At 38.1% G+C, this 18,027-nt stretch carries 13 protein-coding genes; 2 read left to right on the forward strand and 11 right to left on the reverse strand.

What is annotated here, in order from left to right:
• Positions 1 to 49 precede the first annotated feature (49 nt).
• The 11 genes from ACLMCG_RS03125 to ACLMCG_RS03175 all read right to left on the reverse strand — a co-directional run bounded on the left by ACLMCG_RS03125 (position 50) and on the right by ACLMCG_RS03175 (position 15,231).
• A complete protein-coding gene (locus tag ACLMCG_RS03125) occupies positions 50 to 1,324 on the reverse strand; it encodes an MFS transporter (protein ID WP_413958758.1) in 1,275 nt (424 codons plus the stop codon).
• Positions 1,325 to 1,960: a bifunctional 4-hydroxy-2-oxoglutarate aldolase/2-dehydro-3-deoxy-phosphogluconate aldolase gene (locus ACLMCG_RS03130; protein WP_413958759.1), complete on the reverse strand. Its 636-nt coding sequence runs from the start codon at positions 1,958 to 1,960 to the stop codon at positions 1,325 to 1,327.
• Entirely contained in the window at positions 1,957 to 2,955 is a 999-nt protein-coding gene (locus ACLMCG_RS03135) for a sugar kinase (RefSeq protein ID WP_414136858.1), read from the reverse strand. Before ACLMCG_RS03135 ends, ACLMCG_RS03130 begins: the two co-directional genes overlap by 4 nt.
• A 4-nt stretch (positions 2,956 to 2,959) precedes the next feature.
• Entirely contained in the window at positions 2,960 to 4,378 is a 1,419-nt protein-coding gene (gene uxaC, locus ACLMCG_RS03140; RefSeq protein ID WP_413958761.1) for a glucuronate isomerase, read from the reverse strand.
• 135 nt (positions 4,379 to 4,513) lie between these two features.
• A complete protein-coding gene (locus ACLMCG_RS03145; protein ID WP_413958762.1) occupies positions 4,514 to 5,329 on the reverse strand; it encodes an SDR family oxidoreductase in 816 nt (271 codons plus the stop codon).
• A gap of 28 nt (positions 5,330 to 5,357) precedes the next feature.
• Complete coding sequence (uxuA, locus tag ACLMCG_RS03150; RefSeq protein ID WP_413958763.1) at positions 5,358 to 6,533, reverse strand: mannonate dehydratase; 1,176 nt, start codon at positions 6,531 to 6,533, stop codon at positions 5,358 to 5,360.
• A 79-nt stretch (positions 6,534 to 6,612) separates the two neighbouring features.
• Positions 6,613 to 8,571 (reverse strand): RagB/SusD family nutrient uptake outer membrane protein, encoded by a 1,959-nt coding sequence (locus tag ACLMCG_RS03155; RefSeq protein WP_413958764.1) that lies wholly within the window; start codon positions 8,569 to 8,571, stop codon positions 6,613 to 6,615.
• A gap of 12 nt (positions 8,572 to 8,583) precedes the next feature.
• A complete protein-coding gene (locus ACLMCG_RS03160; RefSeq protein WP_223598836.1) occupies positions 8,584 to 11,478 on the reverse strand; it encodes a SusC/RagA family TonB-linked outer membrane protein in 2,895 nt (964 codons plus the stop codon).
• Positions 11,479 to 11,571: 93 nt separating this feature from the next.
• Complete coding sequence (gene xylA / locus ACLMCG_RS03165; protein WP_413958765.1) at positions 11,572 to 12,900, reverse strand: xylose isomerase; 1,329 nt, start codon at positions 12,898 to 12,900, stop codon at positions 11,572 to 11,574.
• 105 nt (positions 12,901 to 13,005) lie between these two features.
• A complete protein-coding gene (locus ACLMCG_RS03170; RefSeq protein ID WP_413958766.1) occupies positions 13,006 to 14,490 on the reverse strand; it encodes a xylulokinase in 1,485 nt (494 codons plus the stop codon).
• A gap of 15 nt (positions 14,491 to 14,505) precedes the next feature.
• Positions 14,506 to 15,231, reverse strand: coding sequence for an NUDIX hydrolase (locus ACLMCG_RS03175; protein ID WP_062669895.1), 726 nt, complete (start codon positions 15,229 to 15,231; stop codon positions 14,506 to 14,508).
• 732 nt (positions 15,232 to 15,963) lie between these two features.
• Here ACLMCG_RS03175 and ACLMCG_RS03180 point away from each other — a divergent pair.
• Both ACLMCG_RS03180 and ACLMCG_RS03185 read left to right on the forward strand, forming a co-directional pair.
• A complete protein-coding gene (locus tag ACLMCG_RS03180) occupies positions 15,964 to 16,209 on the forward strand; it encodes a redox-active disulfide protein 2 (protein ID WP_223598839.1) in 246 nt (81 codons plus the stop codon).
• Positions 16,210 to 17,042: 833 nt separating this feature from the next.
• Positions 17,043 to 17,858, forward strand: coding sequence for a toll/interleukin-1 receptor domain-containing protein (locus ACLMCG_RS03185; RefSeq protein ID WP_413958767.1), 816 nt, complete (start codon positions 17,043 to 17,045; stop codon positions 17,856 to 17,858).
• The last annotated feature ends 169 nt before the right edge of the window (positions 17,859 to 18,027 follow it).

Genomic DNA, 18,027 nt, shown 5'->3' on the forward strand with positions numbered 1-18,027 from the left:
GGATAATTCATATTTTATCATTATAATCGTTTACCGATCGTTACATATTTTAAATGGTTTTCTTCCGGTTGATTATTTTAATCAATCCCCAGGCTGTAACATAGGATATTCCAGCAATGAAAAATATAATGTTGTAGCCTCCGTTGATATTTCCTGATTTTTTAAAAGTATCGAGAACAATTCCGATAAAGAGCGGAAAAATGATTCCTGCCGCTGAGCCGAGCATTCCGCCAAAACCAATGACAGAACTGACATAATTGTTAGGCAACTGATCTCCGACCGTGGTCATAAGGTTGGCTCCCCAACCCTGGTGTGCAGCTGTTGCAAGGGCAATAATAAGGGTAATTACCCACATATTGTCTACATATTTTGAGAACATGACCGGAACTACCATCAAGGCAAACAATAACATCGTAATGCTTCTGGCTCTTCCGATGGCCCAGCCTTTTTTAATCAGAAGAGATGAAAGGTAGCCTCCACCAATACTTCCGATCGTAGTTCCACTGTAAATGATAATCAACGGAAGCGATGGTTTTGTTAAATCCATTTTGAACACATCCGAGAAATATGCAGGCAGCCAGAACATGAAGAAATACCAGATAGGATCGGTTAACATTTTACCAATGGCAAATGACCATGTTACTTTATATTTGAGTAATTCTGATAAAGGAATTTTGTTTTTTTCCTCTGTTTTTTCATCCTGATCACTTTTTATGTATTGCAGTTCTTCTTTGCTGAGATTTTTTGTTTTTGTGGGTATGGCATAGAATTTCCACCAAAGGATAATCCAAACCATGCCTAAGGCACCAATCCACACAAAAGTCTGTCTCCAACCGTAATGTCCCAAAATGAATGGAACAAGCAGCGGTGCTAAAATGGCTCCCACAGTTGCTCCCGAATTGAAAATCCCTGTTGCCAGCGCCCTTTCTTTTTTAGGAAACCATTCAGCCACAGATTTGATCGCAGCAGGAAAGTTTCCTGCTTCACTAATTCCCAAAGTGCTTCTCGCAATGATAAATCCGATGGTACTTTTCACAAAACCATGTCCTATAGAAGCGAGACTCCATACAATAAGGGAAACCGCATACCCGATTTTGGTTCCTACCCGGTCTATAAATCTTCCCATGGCCATGTAACCAATAGCATACGTAGTGGTAAATGCCATGACGATATAGCTGTAATCTTTTTCGTCCCAGCTGAATTCTTTTTCCAGTACAGGTTTAAGCAAGCCCATTACCTGACGGTCAAGATAATTGATCGTAGTGGCGAGAAAGACGAGAGACAGCATCCACCATCTTATATTGCGGTTGTGAGGAGCCTGCATTTAGTTATGATTAAGTTGTTGTAATAAATTTTTTGTCTTCAGAGTCAGCTCTTCTCCATTAACATCTTTTCCGATGATTGAGCTTCCCAATCCTGCCGCTACAGCGCCACCATTAAGCCATTCTCTGATATCTTCAAATTCTGCATTGATCCCTCCAGTGGGCATGAAATTCATTCCGGGGAAAACAGGCTGTACCGATTTGATATAGTTCTTCCCTAAAGCATCAGCCGGGAATATTTTAACCAGCATTAGCCCATTCTGATAGGCAATATTGATATCGGAAGGGGTAAAACAGCCCGGAATCAAAAGGATATTTCTTTCAAGTGCATGTTTTACCAATGCTTCACTGATGACAGGTGTAATGATAAAATCTGCTTTTACACCTGCATAATCATCCATTTCTTTTATATTTTTCACCGTCCCGATTCCTAACAGAAGATCAGAAAATTCTGTACGGGAAATTTCTTTCAGCTTGGTGAAGTTTTCCAGTGCCTGATGGCCACGGTTGGTATATTCTATCACACGGATTCCTGCTTCGTATAAAGCTTTTACGATATTTTTTGAGACTTCAAACGATTCGTTGTAAAACAGCGGAACGATTTTCTGGTCTTTTATTTTTTGTAGTATTTCACTCATAATTTTTCGATATTAATGCTTTCATCAATGGTATCTCCTTTTACGAAAAGCTTTTTAAAAGCAACTTTTGTCGCATCCTCAAGGATCTGCTGATCAGGATTTTCTTTTAAAATTCCATGAATTAAGGCCGCCATGAAAGAATCACCACTTCCTACCCTTTCTTCAATTTTATCTGAATTATATTTTTCTGAAATCAAAAGTTTCTCATCAGTAAATAAGGTGGCAAAATAATTGACCTGTTCGCCGTTTGTAAAGCGGAAGGTATTTGCAATTTTTTCCACAGCCGGGAATTGTTTCCGGATTTCCAAAGCTGTTTTTTCGGCCTGTTTCAGAAGATTTTCATCATCGAATTTTCCGTTAAGCTCGTACTCAACGGGAATATCCAGGAACTGCTCAACAGACCAGATATTTCCCATGAGAACGTTGACAAAAGGCATCAGCTCTTTAATTTTGTGAGGAGTCTGGTGTTGCCAAAGTAACGCCCTGTAATTCAGGTCAAGAGAAACCGTAATATTTCTTGTTCTGGCTTCTTTCATGATCTGTAAACATTTGCGAAATGCGTTATCACTCAAAGCCGGTGTGATGGTACTGATATGCAGCCATTTTACCTCTGAAAATATCTCATCATCAGTAAACATGTAAAAATCCGATTGGGTAAAAACAGACGGAAAGCGATCATAAATCACTGAAGCATTCTGCATATCGCCATCGGAGGAAAGATAAAATGTTCCTATTCTCCCTTGAGTTTTTTCTGCAAGGATCTCTATTCCTTTATGCTTAAGTTGAATTTCCAGCTGGTTTCCTACAAAATTCTCCGGTAAAGCTGATAATAGTTTCACAGAATTCTTCCATTGGGAAAGCGCTGCTGCAACATTGTATTCTGCACCTCCCAGGTAAATCTTCAGAGATTGCTCATGGAGCCAGTTTCCTTCGGAATCCGGAGCAAAATGGAGAAGCAGTTCCCCGAAACATAGTATCTTAGACGAATCCTGCATAGTATTAGATTTCAAAATAATTTTTTGTATTGTGATAACAGATATCCTGAATGATCTTTCCTACCCATTTTTCATCATCAGGCAGCAGACCTCTTTCCATTTCACTTCCGAACAGATTGCATACAAGCCTTCTGAAATAATCGTGTCTTGAGAATGACAGCAGACTTCGTGAATCGGTAAGCATCCCGACAAAAGTGCTGATCAGACCGATATTTGAAAGTGTATTCATCTGTTTCGTCATTCCATCGAGCTGATCCAAAAACCACCAGGCTGCTCCGAACTGTACTTTGGATCTGATTCCTCCTTCATTGAAGTTTCCGGCAAGGGATGCAAGAACTTCGTTAAATGCCGGATTTAGATTGTATATAATTGTTTTGGCCAGTTTTTCTTCTGAATTCAGTGCATCCAGCAAAACGCTCAGTCTCTGTGCATAATAGGGTTCTCCAATGGCATCATATCCTGCATTGGCACCTATTTTTCTGAACATTTCTGAATTGTTGTTTCGGGTTGCCCCCACATGAAACTGCTGTACCCATTCTTTTTCTGCATACATTTTGCAAAGCTCTTTCAGCAAATAGCCGCATAATGCATCCGGATCGGAAAATGTTGAGAGATTGCCCTTCAGAAATTCGGAAAACTCTTTTTCAAGGCTATGATTCCATTTTGTGGTATCCGGAAAATATTCAAAGCCATGATCAGCCACTTTTGCTCCTGCTTCCACAAAATAGTTGATTCTGGACTGAAGTGCATTCAACAAGTCGGAAGCTGATGTGATTGAAAATCCGCAGACTTTTTCAAGCTTTTTAATTCCTGAAAGATATTGTTCAGAATTAATAATATTAATATAGTTATCAGGGCGGAAAGCCGGAAGAACAGCTGTGTTAAATCCACTGTTTTTTAAAGCCTTGTGATGAACCAGATCATCAGCAGGATCATCTGTAGTGCACAACGCTTCTACCTTAAAATTCTGAATGATGGATTGTGGTAAAAAGCCGGATGTCTGCAGACTTTCATTCATCTGATGATATAAAGTATCTGCATTATTGGATGATAAATATTCACTGATTCCAAAAGGATTTTTGAGCTCCAGATGCGTCCAGTGAAATAGCGGGTTACGAAGGGTATAAGGCACCACATCTGCCCATTTCATAAATTTTTCGTGGTCTGAAGCATTTCCTGAAATAAACTGTTCATCAATACCAAAATTTCTCATGGCTCTCCATTTGTAATGGTCCCCATCCAGCCAGATAGCGGTTGGAGAACGGAAATTCTGATTAGCAGCAATAACATCCGGTTCAAGATGATTGTGATAATCGATCACGGGCATATCTTTGGCATATCCGAAATAGAGATTCTCTGCCTTTGCTGATTCAAGCAGAAACAGTTCTCCGAAGACTTCTTTATTTTTAATGGAATTACTCATTATTTATTTTTACAATCCTGGATTTTTAATTCTCTTTTAGTTCTGACTTCATGAAAGCCAGCATTTTAAAAACAGGACCTTGTATGAAACCATTAAGGTCCTGTCCAAATTATTATATATGAAGAAATTAGTTTTTTATACTCCGCTAAATGCACTGAAACCTCCGTCAACGGGAATCAGGGCTCCTGTAATGAAGCTTGCTGCATCCGAACATAGAAACTGTACAACACCGTTCAGCTCTTCTACTTCTCCAAATCTCTGCATTGGTGTTTTGGCCATTACTTTTTTACTTCTTTCCGTTAAGCTTCCATCCGGATTCAAAAGAATTGCCCGGTTCTGATCACCAATGAAAAATCCTGGTGCCACGGCATTTACGCGTAATTTATCACCGAACTTCAATGCGAGATCAGAGGCCAGCCATTGGGTAAAATTGGTAATTGCCGATTTGGCTGCAGAATATCCGGCTACTCTCGTAATCGCTGAATAGGCAGCCATGGAAGAAATATTAATAATGTTTCCGCTCCCCTGCTCAGCCATTGCTTTTCCGAAAACATAGCTGGGATAAACTGTTCCGTTGATATTGAGATCGGTAACCTCAGTCCATCCCTTCATATCCATATCAAAAAATGACTGTTCAGGAGATAAAGTGGCTGCAGGAATATTTCCACCGGCTATATTGAGCAGAATATCAATGCTGCCATACTTTTCTTTTATTTTCACAGAAGCAGCTTCAAGGCTTTCAATATCCATCACATTGGCTTCTACAGCGAGTGCATCACCTCCCAAATCTGTAAGCTCTTTTACACGGGCATCCAGTGTTTCCTGGTTTCTTCCCAGAGCCACAACTTTGGCACCGGCTTCTATAAAACTTTTGGCAAGGCTGCCTCCTAAAACGCCCGAAGCCCCTGTGATGACTGCGACTTTGTTTTTAATAATAAACAGGTCTTTCATTTTACTTTTTATTTATTACAAACGCAGATTAATTTTTCTGTAATTCTGACTGAACGGCAGCCATTACTCCTTCTATCTGACCCAATGCCAGCATTCTTCCTAAAAATGAATAGCCGGGATTATACCCTTTGTCAACATCTTCTGTCAGAAGTCTTCCGTGGTCTATTCTCATAGGCAGATCAGGGTTTTCCTTTTCAAATACACGGATTACTTCTATGAGCTTTCCTCTTCCTCCCAGATGATGAGCCTCGATGAAATCACCATTTTCAAAGACATTTGTACTTCTCAGGTGAACGAATTTGGTTCTGTGGGCAAATTTCTCAGCCAGTTTTGGAACATCATTCTGAAGATTGGCACTTAAAGAACCTGTACAGAACGTTAACCCGTTGTGAGGGTTATCAACAGCTTTCAGAAGCCAGTCAATATCCTCTTCATTGGTTACTATTCTTGGTAAGCCCAATAATGAAAACGGGGGATCATCAGGATGTACACACATCTGTATATTCCATTTTTCACAGACAGGCATTATTTTTTCAAGGAAATATTTCATGTTCTGGCGAAGCTTATCTTTATCAATTCCCTCATACAATGCCAATAAACTTTTGAACTTTTCCACAGGATTCAATTCGCCTTCTTTGATATTTCCGTTCACAAATCCCTGTGTTTTTACAATGACTGAGTCTATCAGATCATTGTTATCTTTTTCCGTTAAGGTATTTTTTAATTCTTCTACTTTTTGAAGGATCTGTGGGTTATAATCATTTTCTGCTCCTTCTCTTTTGAGAATATGAATTTCAAAGTATGCAAACTTGGCTTTGTCAAAATAAAGTGATGAAGAGCCGTCTTCCCATTCGTGAAAAAGATCGGTTCTTGCCCAGTCGAGAACAGGCATAAAGTTGTAGCAAACTGTTGTAATACCTGCTTTACCCAGATTTTCAAGGCTTATGATATAATTTTCTATTAAAGAGTCACGGTCTTCACCTCCGTATTTGATCGCTTCACTTACGGGAAGGCTTTCCACAACAGACCAGCGAAGTGCGTGGCTTTCTATATAGTTTTTATAATCAATAATGGCCTCTGAATTCCAGATTTCTCCGTTTGGGATATCATGCAGTGCGGAAACAATTCCTTCTACTCCAATCTGACGGAGCATATTGAGTTTTATTTTGTCTTTTTTGCCAAACCAGCGCCAGGTTTTTTCCATATTTTTTTTAGTTTAATTCAGTTAAACAAAGCAGGTGCTTTCACACCTACTCTGTTACTGATATGAATGTTGAATGAAATTAATTGTATCCGGGATTCTGGTATTTTGCCTTAATATCTGCAGATACTTCCATAGCATCAATCTGGTTCTGAGGAATAGGTCTCAGATAATGAAAAGGCTTTATCGTTCTTGTAACCGTTTGCGGATTGTGGTCTCCATAAGAAGCTCCCCCAATCTGGTAGGTAGCCGCATAATCTCCCCACTTCTGCGTACGTACAAGATCATACCATCTGTAGAATTCCCCATAATATTCGCGGGATCTTTCTGCAAGGATATAATCAATGGTAATTACAGATGGTGTGGCAGTAGTCATGGCTGCACTGTTATCTGCTACATAAGCGGTATTCTGGGCATTACTGAACTTCCATTTTCCGGCACGGGCACGAATGACGTTGATAAGGTCTCTGGCTGTCATAGCTCCTGAAGCTCCTTTTACGGCTGCTTCTGCTGCGATAAAATAGAATTCTGAAAATTTGGCAACACTGAATGGACGCGTTAATCCGGCATTTGGATATCCTAAGCCGTTCGGATCATCTGTACGGAAAGTTCCTATTTTCCATAAGCCAGGGTACACAATCCTGCTGATTCCGTTTGGTGCAATTACCCAGTCTGCTCTTCCTGACAGAGTACCTGCTCCCACACCACTTTGTCCTGCTCCTGTAGGATAAGAAGGAGTCTGGCTGTCATCATTCAGAAAGCTTAAAATAGCGCCTCCAGGCTGTACAGGCAGATTATTTGCGTTATAAAGTACAGGAACCGTTGTAAGCCCAGTTCCGTTTTTGTTCCAGTTTCCTCTGTAAGTGGTTACAAAAGTCCCATCATAACGGGAATCGTTGGTTTTATCTGCAAAAGTATTTTTAATAACTCCCAAGGTAGGACACATACGAACCCACGGACGTCCCAGTGGCTGTGCCGCTTCTCTCTGTACTCCACTTACGACGTCTGCCCCAGCCCACGCTGTTGTTTTGCTGCTTTTGATAGCAGTGTAGTTCCAGGTCTGCATCCATGCTGCAAAATTATCCGGTGCCCAGCCTGATCCAAATCCTACAGGGTCACTTTCATTATAGTATGTACTTGACTGCGTATGGTCTGCATAGAGCATAGATTCAGTATTTCTGTCATTTGAACCTACATTGACATCATAAAAAGTAGGCTGAAGCGCATAGGGTCCCGGATTATTGATTCCTTCCATCGCGATATCATAAGCCTGCTGAAAATACCATTGAGCATTGTGTCCGTCAGGATCTGTTCTTGTCACTTCAGGATAAGTTGGAATTCCGTTTGGATTCTGCAGCCACCATCCATAAGTAAGATAAGCTTTGGCAAGCATCAATCTTGCTACATTTTTGGTCACGCCTCCGGTTACTCTTGGTGAGGCAGGTAGATTTTCTATTGCTTTTTTAAGATCAGCAAAAACAGTTTTTGTATATACTTCCGGCACGGTATTTCTTGCAGAAGTTGTAGACGGAAGAGTGTTATATTTTAATTCTCCTGTACCTAAATCCAGAGGAACACCTCCATAGGTCTGTACCAGCATGAAATAATAAAACCCCCGGAAGAAACGGGCTTCAGAAACCATAGATTCGGCAATTCCGAATCCTGGTCCTTTTTCAATAATACCATTGGCCGTATTGATATATGGGAACACTGAATTCCAAACCATACTTGTAGGAAAAGTATTGGAATTGATAATACCGTTTCCGGACATATCAAGTTCTTTAAAGTTACCATCTGCACTTTGTGCCCAGGTAGACTCGTCAGTTCCGTTCTGGCAATTGCTCATAAAGTAGCCATTACCATACAGTAACCTCATCTGTCTGTATAAGGCTGTAAACCCCTGATTAACTCCATCCGGTGTATTAAAATAATCAGCTGTATATATTGCTCTTGGCTGTTCATCAAGAATTTCATTACAACCTGTAAATGTTAAGGATAAAAAGATTGCTCCTAATAGCAGTTTTTTGTTAAAATTTATCATGACAGTACAGTTTTAAAAGGTTAAGTTAAGTCCCATTAAGTAATTTCTTGTAGAAGGGTTGTTGGTTCCTATGACAAGCTGACGGTTTTGATATCCGCTTACTGCCTGGTTTTCATTTCCGAAAGAGTTGGGCTCCGGATCCATTCCTGAGAACTTATGATAAGGAGAAAATAATACAACAGGATTTGTTACTGTGAAGTAAATTCTTAAGCTGGTGATTTTTAAATCCTTTAAAAAATCTTTATTGACATTATAGCCTAGGGTAATGGTACGAAGCTTAAGATAAGAAGCATCAAACATCGCTAAAGTAGAAGAATACTTCGGATTATCACCACTCAAATGACGTCCCGGACGCGGAAAATAAGCACCGGTATTATCTTCTGTCCAGTAATCTACGTCTACGTTATTCCCTCTTCCCGTTAATCTGTTAAGATAACTTGCAGATCCATAAATAGTACTTACCAGGATTCCTCCTTGCTGGAAAGCTCCTACCGTACTCAGTTCAAAATTCTTGTAGGCAAAGCGCATATTGAATCCTCCCTGAAATTTCGGAGCGGTATCAAAGATCTGTCTGTCGTCCGGGCCAATTGCTCTTACCGGTGTTCCGTCAGCATTGTAACCTCCTGTATAAAGAACTTTGATAGATCCTACAACATCTGCAGCTGTTCCCGGCTCAAGAATGTTCTGATAAGGATCTCCAGCCTGCCAAAGACCGATGTATTGATAATCATACAATGAATTAATATTGTGACCTACAAACCATAAGTTATTTACGTCACGTTCTGTTCCGGATGCAAGCGATAAAATTTTGTTTTTATTGGTATAGAAATTAACTCCCGCTTCCCATGTAAACCCATCCGGGTTATCAAAAATGACTCCGTTTAAAGAAACTTCCAGCCCTTTATTTTCTGTTTCCGCTACATTGGAAACAATGGATGACCATCCGCTTGTCGCCGGAAGACTTTTCTGGGTCAACAGGTCATAGGTATGGGTCTTGTAATATTCCACGCTTCCGGTAAGGCGGTTGTTCAGTATTCCGAAATCTACTCCATAGTTTTGTGTTTTTGAATACTCCCAACCAAGACTTGGATTAGGTGGCTGATTTCCATAGATACCTGTACTTCCTGCACTTCCGTAGTTATAAGGAGCGACGTTAAATCTTCCCATCGTAGAATATGGATCTACTGCCTGATTTGAAGTCTGTCCCCATCCGGCTCTGAATTTAAGGAGATTAATCACCTTGATATTCTGCATGAAAGATTCGTTGGTAACATTCCATCCTAATGATAATGCGGGATAGGTATGCCATTTATTACCCGGAGCCAGTCTGGAAGATCCATCGGCACGAAGTGTTGCCGTTAGCATATACTTATTATCATATGTATACATAATTCTTCCCATGGCTGAAAGAAGGCCGGTTTTCCAATAAATTTGGTCTTCAGGTCTTACGGTGATATCAGCCTGAGGCGACTGTCCCAGGTTGTAATACTGGAAAAAGTCTGCAGGGACATTCTTTGCACTCATGTATGAGCTTGTATACTTATTCTGTTCTGCCGAATATAATGCTACAGCATTTACTTTATGCTTACCAAATGTACGGTCATATGTTAAAAGGTTTTCCAATACCCAATGATACGTCTGGTTATTCCCTCTTCCTGCAGCTGACGGGCCTAAAGGATTTGTATTAAAGACTCCTACACCGGAGTAATTCCCACTGTTTGAAGTACGGTAATCCAACCCTACATTTAATCTGTATTTCAATCCTTTGATTGGAAGGCTGGCTTCCCCATAAAGATTGTTATAGGATGCAAAGGCCTTGGTCTCGTCGATATATTTATCTCCCAGATTCCCAAGGCTTCCCCTTGTATAAATCCATGTCTGATCGATACCACCTGCCGTACTCATTACTCTTTTCGGAGTTCCGTCTGGATTGTAAGGATTGGCAATAGGAGAATACCCTAAAACAGCTCCCGGGTTTACCCCATTTCCTTCAGAAACGGAATAGTTTGTATTGGTAGTGAAACCGAACTTAAAGATAGATCCCACCTGCTGATCAATCGCCATACGAAGAGCAAATCTTTCATAACTTTGAATAGGGATTAATGCATTTTGCTTGAAGTATGACAAGCCTACATTATAATTTCCACCTTCTGTTCCTCCTGATACGCCAATATCATGACTGGTCATCATGGCAGGTTTATAATACAAACTTTGCCAGTCTGTATTAACACTGCTATTTTCATCTGCCCCGTTGGAATACAAAGGTGTTGTATTTCCTGCTGGAATGGCATAAGCACGCAACTGCGCAAATTTAGGACCATCCATCATCGGGTATTTTGAAAACAAGGTCTGAACTCCCGTAAAGGTGTTGTAACTGAATTTAGGTCTCTGCCCTTTTGCCCCTCTGTTGGTTGTAACGAGAATCACACCATTTGCCCCTCTGGATCCATAGATTGCTGTGGCAGAAGCATCTTTCAGGATGTCAATACTTTTGATATCACTTGAGCTTATATCTCCCAGTGATCCCACAAAAGGAATACCATCCAATACAATCAGCGGATTATTATCCCCTGTCAGAGATCGTGTTCCCCTGATACGGATCTGCATGGCAGCACCCGGTTTAGTAGAGGTTTGCGAGATATCTACCCCTGCCGTTCTTCCCTGTAATGCCTGGGTAATGTTGGCAGAAGGTACTTCACGCAGTGCATCTCCTTTTACAGTGGCTACAGAACCTGTCACAGCTTCTTTTCTCTGGGTTCCATATCCTATCACAACAACTTCATCTATTTTATTTTCTTTAGCTACTGTATCTTTCTTAACCTGTGAATATGCTATGCCTGAAGGCAATAAAGTCATTGCAAAAAACAATGCTGCTCTATTGCTTTTATTGAAATAAAATCGGTTCATAATTATTATTTTAGTATTAGTTGTTGAATAAAAGGCTGTTTAATAATTATAGTTTATAAAATCCTTAGTGTTTATGAGCCTTTTATTTTTTTATTATATATGCATATTCACGATAGCTTCAAACAATTCCTGTTTTCCGCTTTTTGGCTGTGGTTCGCCGATTTCGTGTGCAATTCTCTGAAGATCTTCCAATGTAAGAGTACCTTCCTCAAATGCTTTTCCGTTTCCGTTATCAAAAGAAGCGTAGCGGTCTGTTCTCAGCTTTTTGTAATCTGAATTTTCAAGAATATCTGCAGCAGCAAGAAGTCCTTTGGCAAAAACATCCATTCCAGAAATGTGAGAAATGAATAAATCTTCAGCATCAATAGAATTCCTTCTGATTTTGGCATCGAAGTTTACACCTCCGGTTCCCAAGCCTCCCGCCGGAAGCAGTACAAGCCATGCCTGAACCATGTCGTAATAATCGATCGGGAACTGATCCGTATCCCAGCCATTCTGATAATCACCTCTATTGGCATCAATACTTCCTAAAAGTCCGGCATCAACTGCAACCTGAAGCTCATGTTCAAACGTGTGCCCTGCCAACGTAGCGTGATTTACTTCAATATTCAGTTTGAAATCTTTGTCTAATCCGTAGTGTCTAAGGAATCCGATTACCGTTTCAGAATCATAATCATACTGATGCTTGGTAGGCTCCATTGGTTTTGGTTCGATCAGGAAAGTACCTTTAAATCCTTGCTGGCGTGCATAGTCTCTTGACATAGAAAGGAAACGGGCCAGATGATCTTTTTCACGCTTCATATCAGTGTTTAAAAGGCTCATATATCCTTCTCTTCCACCCCAGAAAACATAATTTTCACCTCCTAGTGCTATTGTAGCATCTATTGAATTTTTCACCTGAGTTCCTGCACATGCCACAACATCAAAATTTGGATTGGTAGAGGCACCGTTCATGTATCTTTCATGGGTGAAAACATTCGCTGTTCCCCATAAAAGCTTAATTCCTGTTTCCTGCTGTTTTTGTTTTGCATACTCTACAATAGTCTGCATATTCTTCTCGTAGTCTTTCCAGTTGCTGGCAGGGTCTACCAGATCGATATCATGGAAACAGTAATAGCTGAAGCCCATTTTGGACATGAATTCAAAACCTGCATCCATTTTATGCATTGCTCTTGTTACTGCATCATTTCCGATATCCCATGGGTGATGGATTGTAGGTCCTCCGAATGGATCGCTTCCGTTTGCACATAAGGTGTGCCACCATGCCATCGCAAATCTTGTCCAGTCTTTCATAGGTTTTCCCATCACGATCTTTTCAGCATCATAATAACGGAATGCCAACGGGTTCCTGCTTTCCTTCCCTTCAAACTTAATTTTTTCAATACCTGTAAAAAACTCTTTTGTACCTGTTAAAGTATTCATATTTATTTGATTATTTTTAATTTGTTTTTTAATTTTTGCGTAGAGATACCCTTCTCACTGATTCTTAAAAGTCAGTAAGCGGATAAAAAAACTGTTGTAATTGTTCTAGATTATTTCTTTAAGATGATGTTTCCATCTGGCATAGGCTTCTAAATATTGTTCTTGTTTTTCATGTTCCGGCTCTATTACCGCTATTTTTTCAAGTGAAGAAAATGCTTCTCTGGAATCTGAATAAAATCCTATTCCCATCCCGGCTGCTCTTGCTGCTCCTACTGCTCCATCGGTATCATAAAGTTCAATAACCGCATTGCTGACACTGGATAGCGACTGACGAAAAATTGAACTTAAAAACATATTAGCATTTCCTGCTCTGATAACCTGGATATTCATTCCGATATTTCTCATGATATCCATTCCGTATTCGTAGGAGAATACAATACCTTCCTGTGCTGCACGCAGAATATCTCCTTTAGAATGTATATTAAAATTAATTCCATGGATAGAACAGCTTGTATCTTTATTTTCAAGCACTCTTTCAGCACCGTTTCCGAAAGGAATTATACTTAATCCTTTTGAACCAATAGGTGAAAGTGAAGCCATATCATTCATATCACCGTAAGAAGAAAGAGAGGTTGCGAAATTATGCTTCAGCCAGGAATTTAAAATACCTGTTCCATTGATACACAGTAAAACACCCAGTCTGATCTGTTCCGGAGTATAATTGACATGGGCAAAAGTATTTACTCTTGATAACTTATCATATTCCAGCTGGTCCAAAACACCATATACCACTCCGGAAGTGCCTGCTGTAGAGGCAATTTCTCCAGGATTAAAGACATTCAGAGACAATGCATTGTTGGGCTGATCTCCTGCTCTGTATGAAATAGGTGTACCTTCTTTCAAACCTAATTCTTCAGCTGCTGCCCTAGAAACTGTAGCCTGAATACCAAATGTAGGTACAATTTCCGGGAAAAAACTTTTGGGAATTCCATAGTGGTTAAGGATATCTTCTGAAATGCAGTTATTTTTAAAATCCCAGAAAATTCCTTCTGATAATCCCTCAATAGTCATCCCTATCTGTCCTGAAAGTCTCATGGCAATATAGTCTCCGGGGAGCATTATTTTATCTATCTTTTCAAAGATTTCAGGTTCGTTTTCTTTTACCCAGGCAAGCTTTGATGCTGTAAAATTTCCTGGTGAATTCAACAGATGGGAGAGACATTTTTCTTCTCCTATTGTTTTAAAAGCTCTTTCACCATAAGGCACAGCGCGGCTGTCACACCAGATAATGGATGGTCTTAAAAGATTTTGATGCTTATCCACCAGAATCAAACCATGCATCTGCCACGTGATTCCGATTCCTTTAATATCTTCAGCATGTACTCCGGATTCATGCATAACAGCTTCATGAGCCAATTTCAGATTGGTCCACCAGTCAACAGGATTTTGTTCTGCCCATCCCGGATTTATAGCAGTGATTTTCATTTCTTTTTTTGGAGAAAATTCAGAAGCAATCACTTTTCCGCTGGATGCCTCTATGAGACACACTTTCACAGAAGAACTGCCAATGTCATAGCCTAGTAAGTACATAATTTTTTAAAGGAATTATTTTATAAGTTTTGTATTGTTTTTCTTGTAAATCTTAGCATCAAACCTGTAATATCTTGCTGCACGGTGTGATACATCTTTTTGAATTTCATCCAAGGGAACAATATAGGGGAATGAAGATATTTTTTTATGAAAATTCTTAATATCAATATTCTTTTCATTTAAAGCGCTATAGAGCTGATAGAGCTGTCTTATAGTGAATCTTTTTGGCAGCAGCTCAAAAATAATGGAGAAGTCAGATTCAATCCATTTTCTGATCTCCATTAAAGATTCATTGATAATCTTGTTATGATCAAAAGGCAGTAAAGGAACTTCATCAACAGGATACCAGTCTACGGTTTCATATTTTGTACTGTTGATCTTGTGATCTATTTTACAAAGGGAAAGGTAGGCAACTGTAATAATCCTGTCTATATGATGTTTATATTCCTGGTCCATCCATTTGATATCATGCGCATTGCTTGCTCTCATAGGATCGGCAAAGCATTTAAACTGCTTGAGAACCATTTTTTTTATCCCTGTAAGTTCATGAAGCACTCTTTGCGCAGCATCGTCCACATCTTCATCACTGAAAATTAAACTTCCTGGAAGTTTGATCTGTTTTTCCAACGGTACATCATCAACATGGCGTTGTACTAGTAATATATTCAACCGGTTTTCATGGTCAAATCCAAAGACAACACAATCTACAGAGACATAGGTATGGATAAAGTTCTGATTCATTAGTTCGTTAACATTTTGGTAACATTACAAATATAAAAATTCATCTGAATAAAAAAAATAAATCATCCATTATCTACTGCCTATCAACACATTACATATCGAATTTTTATGATATCAATTGTATAAAAATTATGATAAGGTTATCATTAATATTACACTTACTTATTTCATAAGACATGAATTCACAATTAATTGCAATGTTATTCAGCGTTAAAAAAAAATTCCATTTTCAGAATAAATATTATGATAAGAAGAATCAATTTTTTTTTCATTTTGTCTGAAAAAAAATGTAAAAAACACACTTTTTATTATTAAAAAAGAAGTAAATCATTATTTTCGGTTACCATTTTTCACACTCTAACTACAAATAATTACGAAACAGTCAACTTAAATAGTAATATGATGTCATAATGCAAACATGAAAAATTCAATATATATACGATCGGTTTATTTGAAAATTTCGAGAATCCATGAAAAAAATGAGACAAATAAAAAAAGATAGATTTATTCCAATAAGTGCTGAGAGGTGCAATTTTCAGGCTCCTTTATAGAGGGCATCAGTAAATTTGCAGCAAACAAACTTCAAAAAAAAGATACCATGAATGGGTATAAAAATGTGCCTATAAATTTTATCCCGCATATTTTAATAATTTATATCTTTATGAGCGAGATAGCCTTATTTATAAATCTCTACAACAAAATTATAACCTGCAAAGCCATCAACAAAACATTATGAAAAACAAGTCAATAAGCGAATACACAAATGAAGAACTCATCAGCAATGAAAAGAAAATTAAGATTATTACTATCATGCTGGGCATTGCGATCCTCTTATTATTCCTAAGTAATATAGTCTTAACATTCAAACGTGGATTTAGTGCAATGAGTGTAATTCCTATCGCTCTGGTTCCAATCCTCATTCTGAATATTAATAATTGGAATCAGTTAAAAAAAGAGAAGGCAAATAGAAATTTATAAAGATAAAAGTGAGATTCTTTGCTGTTTATCTCCTAAGCTTGATTATTGGAATAAATCTAAAATACCATCAGAATCAAGATCCAAATAAGCCGCAATTCCGTTTCCCAATTACAATACCTTAGCTGGGTTATCATGGAAAATATTTTATAACAAATGAAAAACGCACCCCATCTATAGTCGTTTTATAAGATTAATGGGAAGTTTACATATAGCCATATTTTATAGAAATCAATATTTATATAAATTTTGGAATCAAAACGGCTTGTCTCCCGAATCAAAATATTCATATATACTTTCTATTCGCAGTAAATCTTCTTTAAAAAAATTCGAGAAATCATCCGTTGGGGCTACAATTCACACTTAAAATTGTCAGGACAACACCGCTCTTTTAAAAGAAAAATCCCTGGATTTCTCCGGGGATACAAACTTATAATAAAAAATTTTATTAACATTTCAAAATTAATAAATCTCTATTAATTGAATTATGATTAGAGTCATAAAAAAACCTCCCGTGTCAATAGGGAGGTAAAAGTGCAAAATGATATAAGTTATAATGATGTGGTGTTAAATAAAGTCTCTCTTAAAAACTCTTTTTTATCATTAACAATGCATATGCCATAAACTTCACTGTTTAATGAAATCGTTCTTTTTGTGGTACATTTTCTTTTGACGCAAAAATCCCCGGGAAACCGAGGACATTAAAAAAACTTTGACTTGTACTTTTAGTTTATACAAACACCGTAAATATACGGAGAGACTGTAGTCAGATCTATACGGGAAACCGTAATGATTGAGTTTGAATTGTTTGTACATTGGAACCTTAATTTTTAATAATGAATATATTTATAAGCTGGTCCGGTGACACTAGTATGAAAATCGCCGAAGAAATCAAGAATTGGATTCCAAAAGTACTACAGTCTGCAAAACCATACTATACTCCATCTGATATTGAAAAAGGAACAAAGTGGGAAGCTGAAATTAATCAGAAACTTTCAGAATGTGTAGTTGGTATAATTTGCTTAACAAGTGATAATACAGAAAAGCCATGGATTTTATTTGAGGCAGGAGCTCTATCAAATAGATTAGATAAATCAAAAGTGTGTCCTTTATTATTTGGGATAAAAAAATCAGATGTAATAGGGCCATTAGCTAGATTTCAACTTACAGATTTTAATAAAGTTGATATGTTTAAAATGATTAAATCTGTAAATAAATCATTAGATGACAAAGCTATAGATCTACCATTGTTAACTGAAATGTTTGATACATTTTACCCTAAGCTGGAAGAAAATGTAAAGAAAATATTAGATTCTGTCAACAATCCTGTACTAAAACCTCAAAGAAGTGATAGGGATATACTTGAAGAAGTTCTTAATATTGTTAGAAAGCAAAATAATCAACATAATAATGACTCAACCCAGTTAAAAACCTTTCAAACACGACAAAAAATTTATAATAAACATTTTATTAACGAACAAAAATTTGACATAGGAGATCTAGTTACTTTCGATGGTGAAGCTGTTGGTGAAGTAATTAGCAGTACTGCTTCCCTGAAAACAGGTGTAGTTTTGACAATTAAAATGTTACAAACAGGTGCTTTAGTGGAGATTCCTGCTGCACATCCTAATTTAATCAAATTATCAAAATAGGCTATCATCGATATTATGCGGAGCTGATATTTACCGCCTAATTTCAGACAAAATGGACCAGCCTATTTTATTCGTATTTTTGAAGTACACAAAATCAGACATATAGATGCTCCAAAATTCAAGCTCGCAATGACTATTTACACAGATGACAGATTTACACCTGAAGATG

The sequence above is a fragment of the Chryseobacterium sp. S90 genome (genome assembly GCF_047444895.1).
Taxonomy (GTDB): domain Bacteria; phylum Bacteroidota; class Bacteroidia; order Flavobacteriales; family Weeksellaceae; genus Chryseobacterium.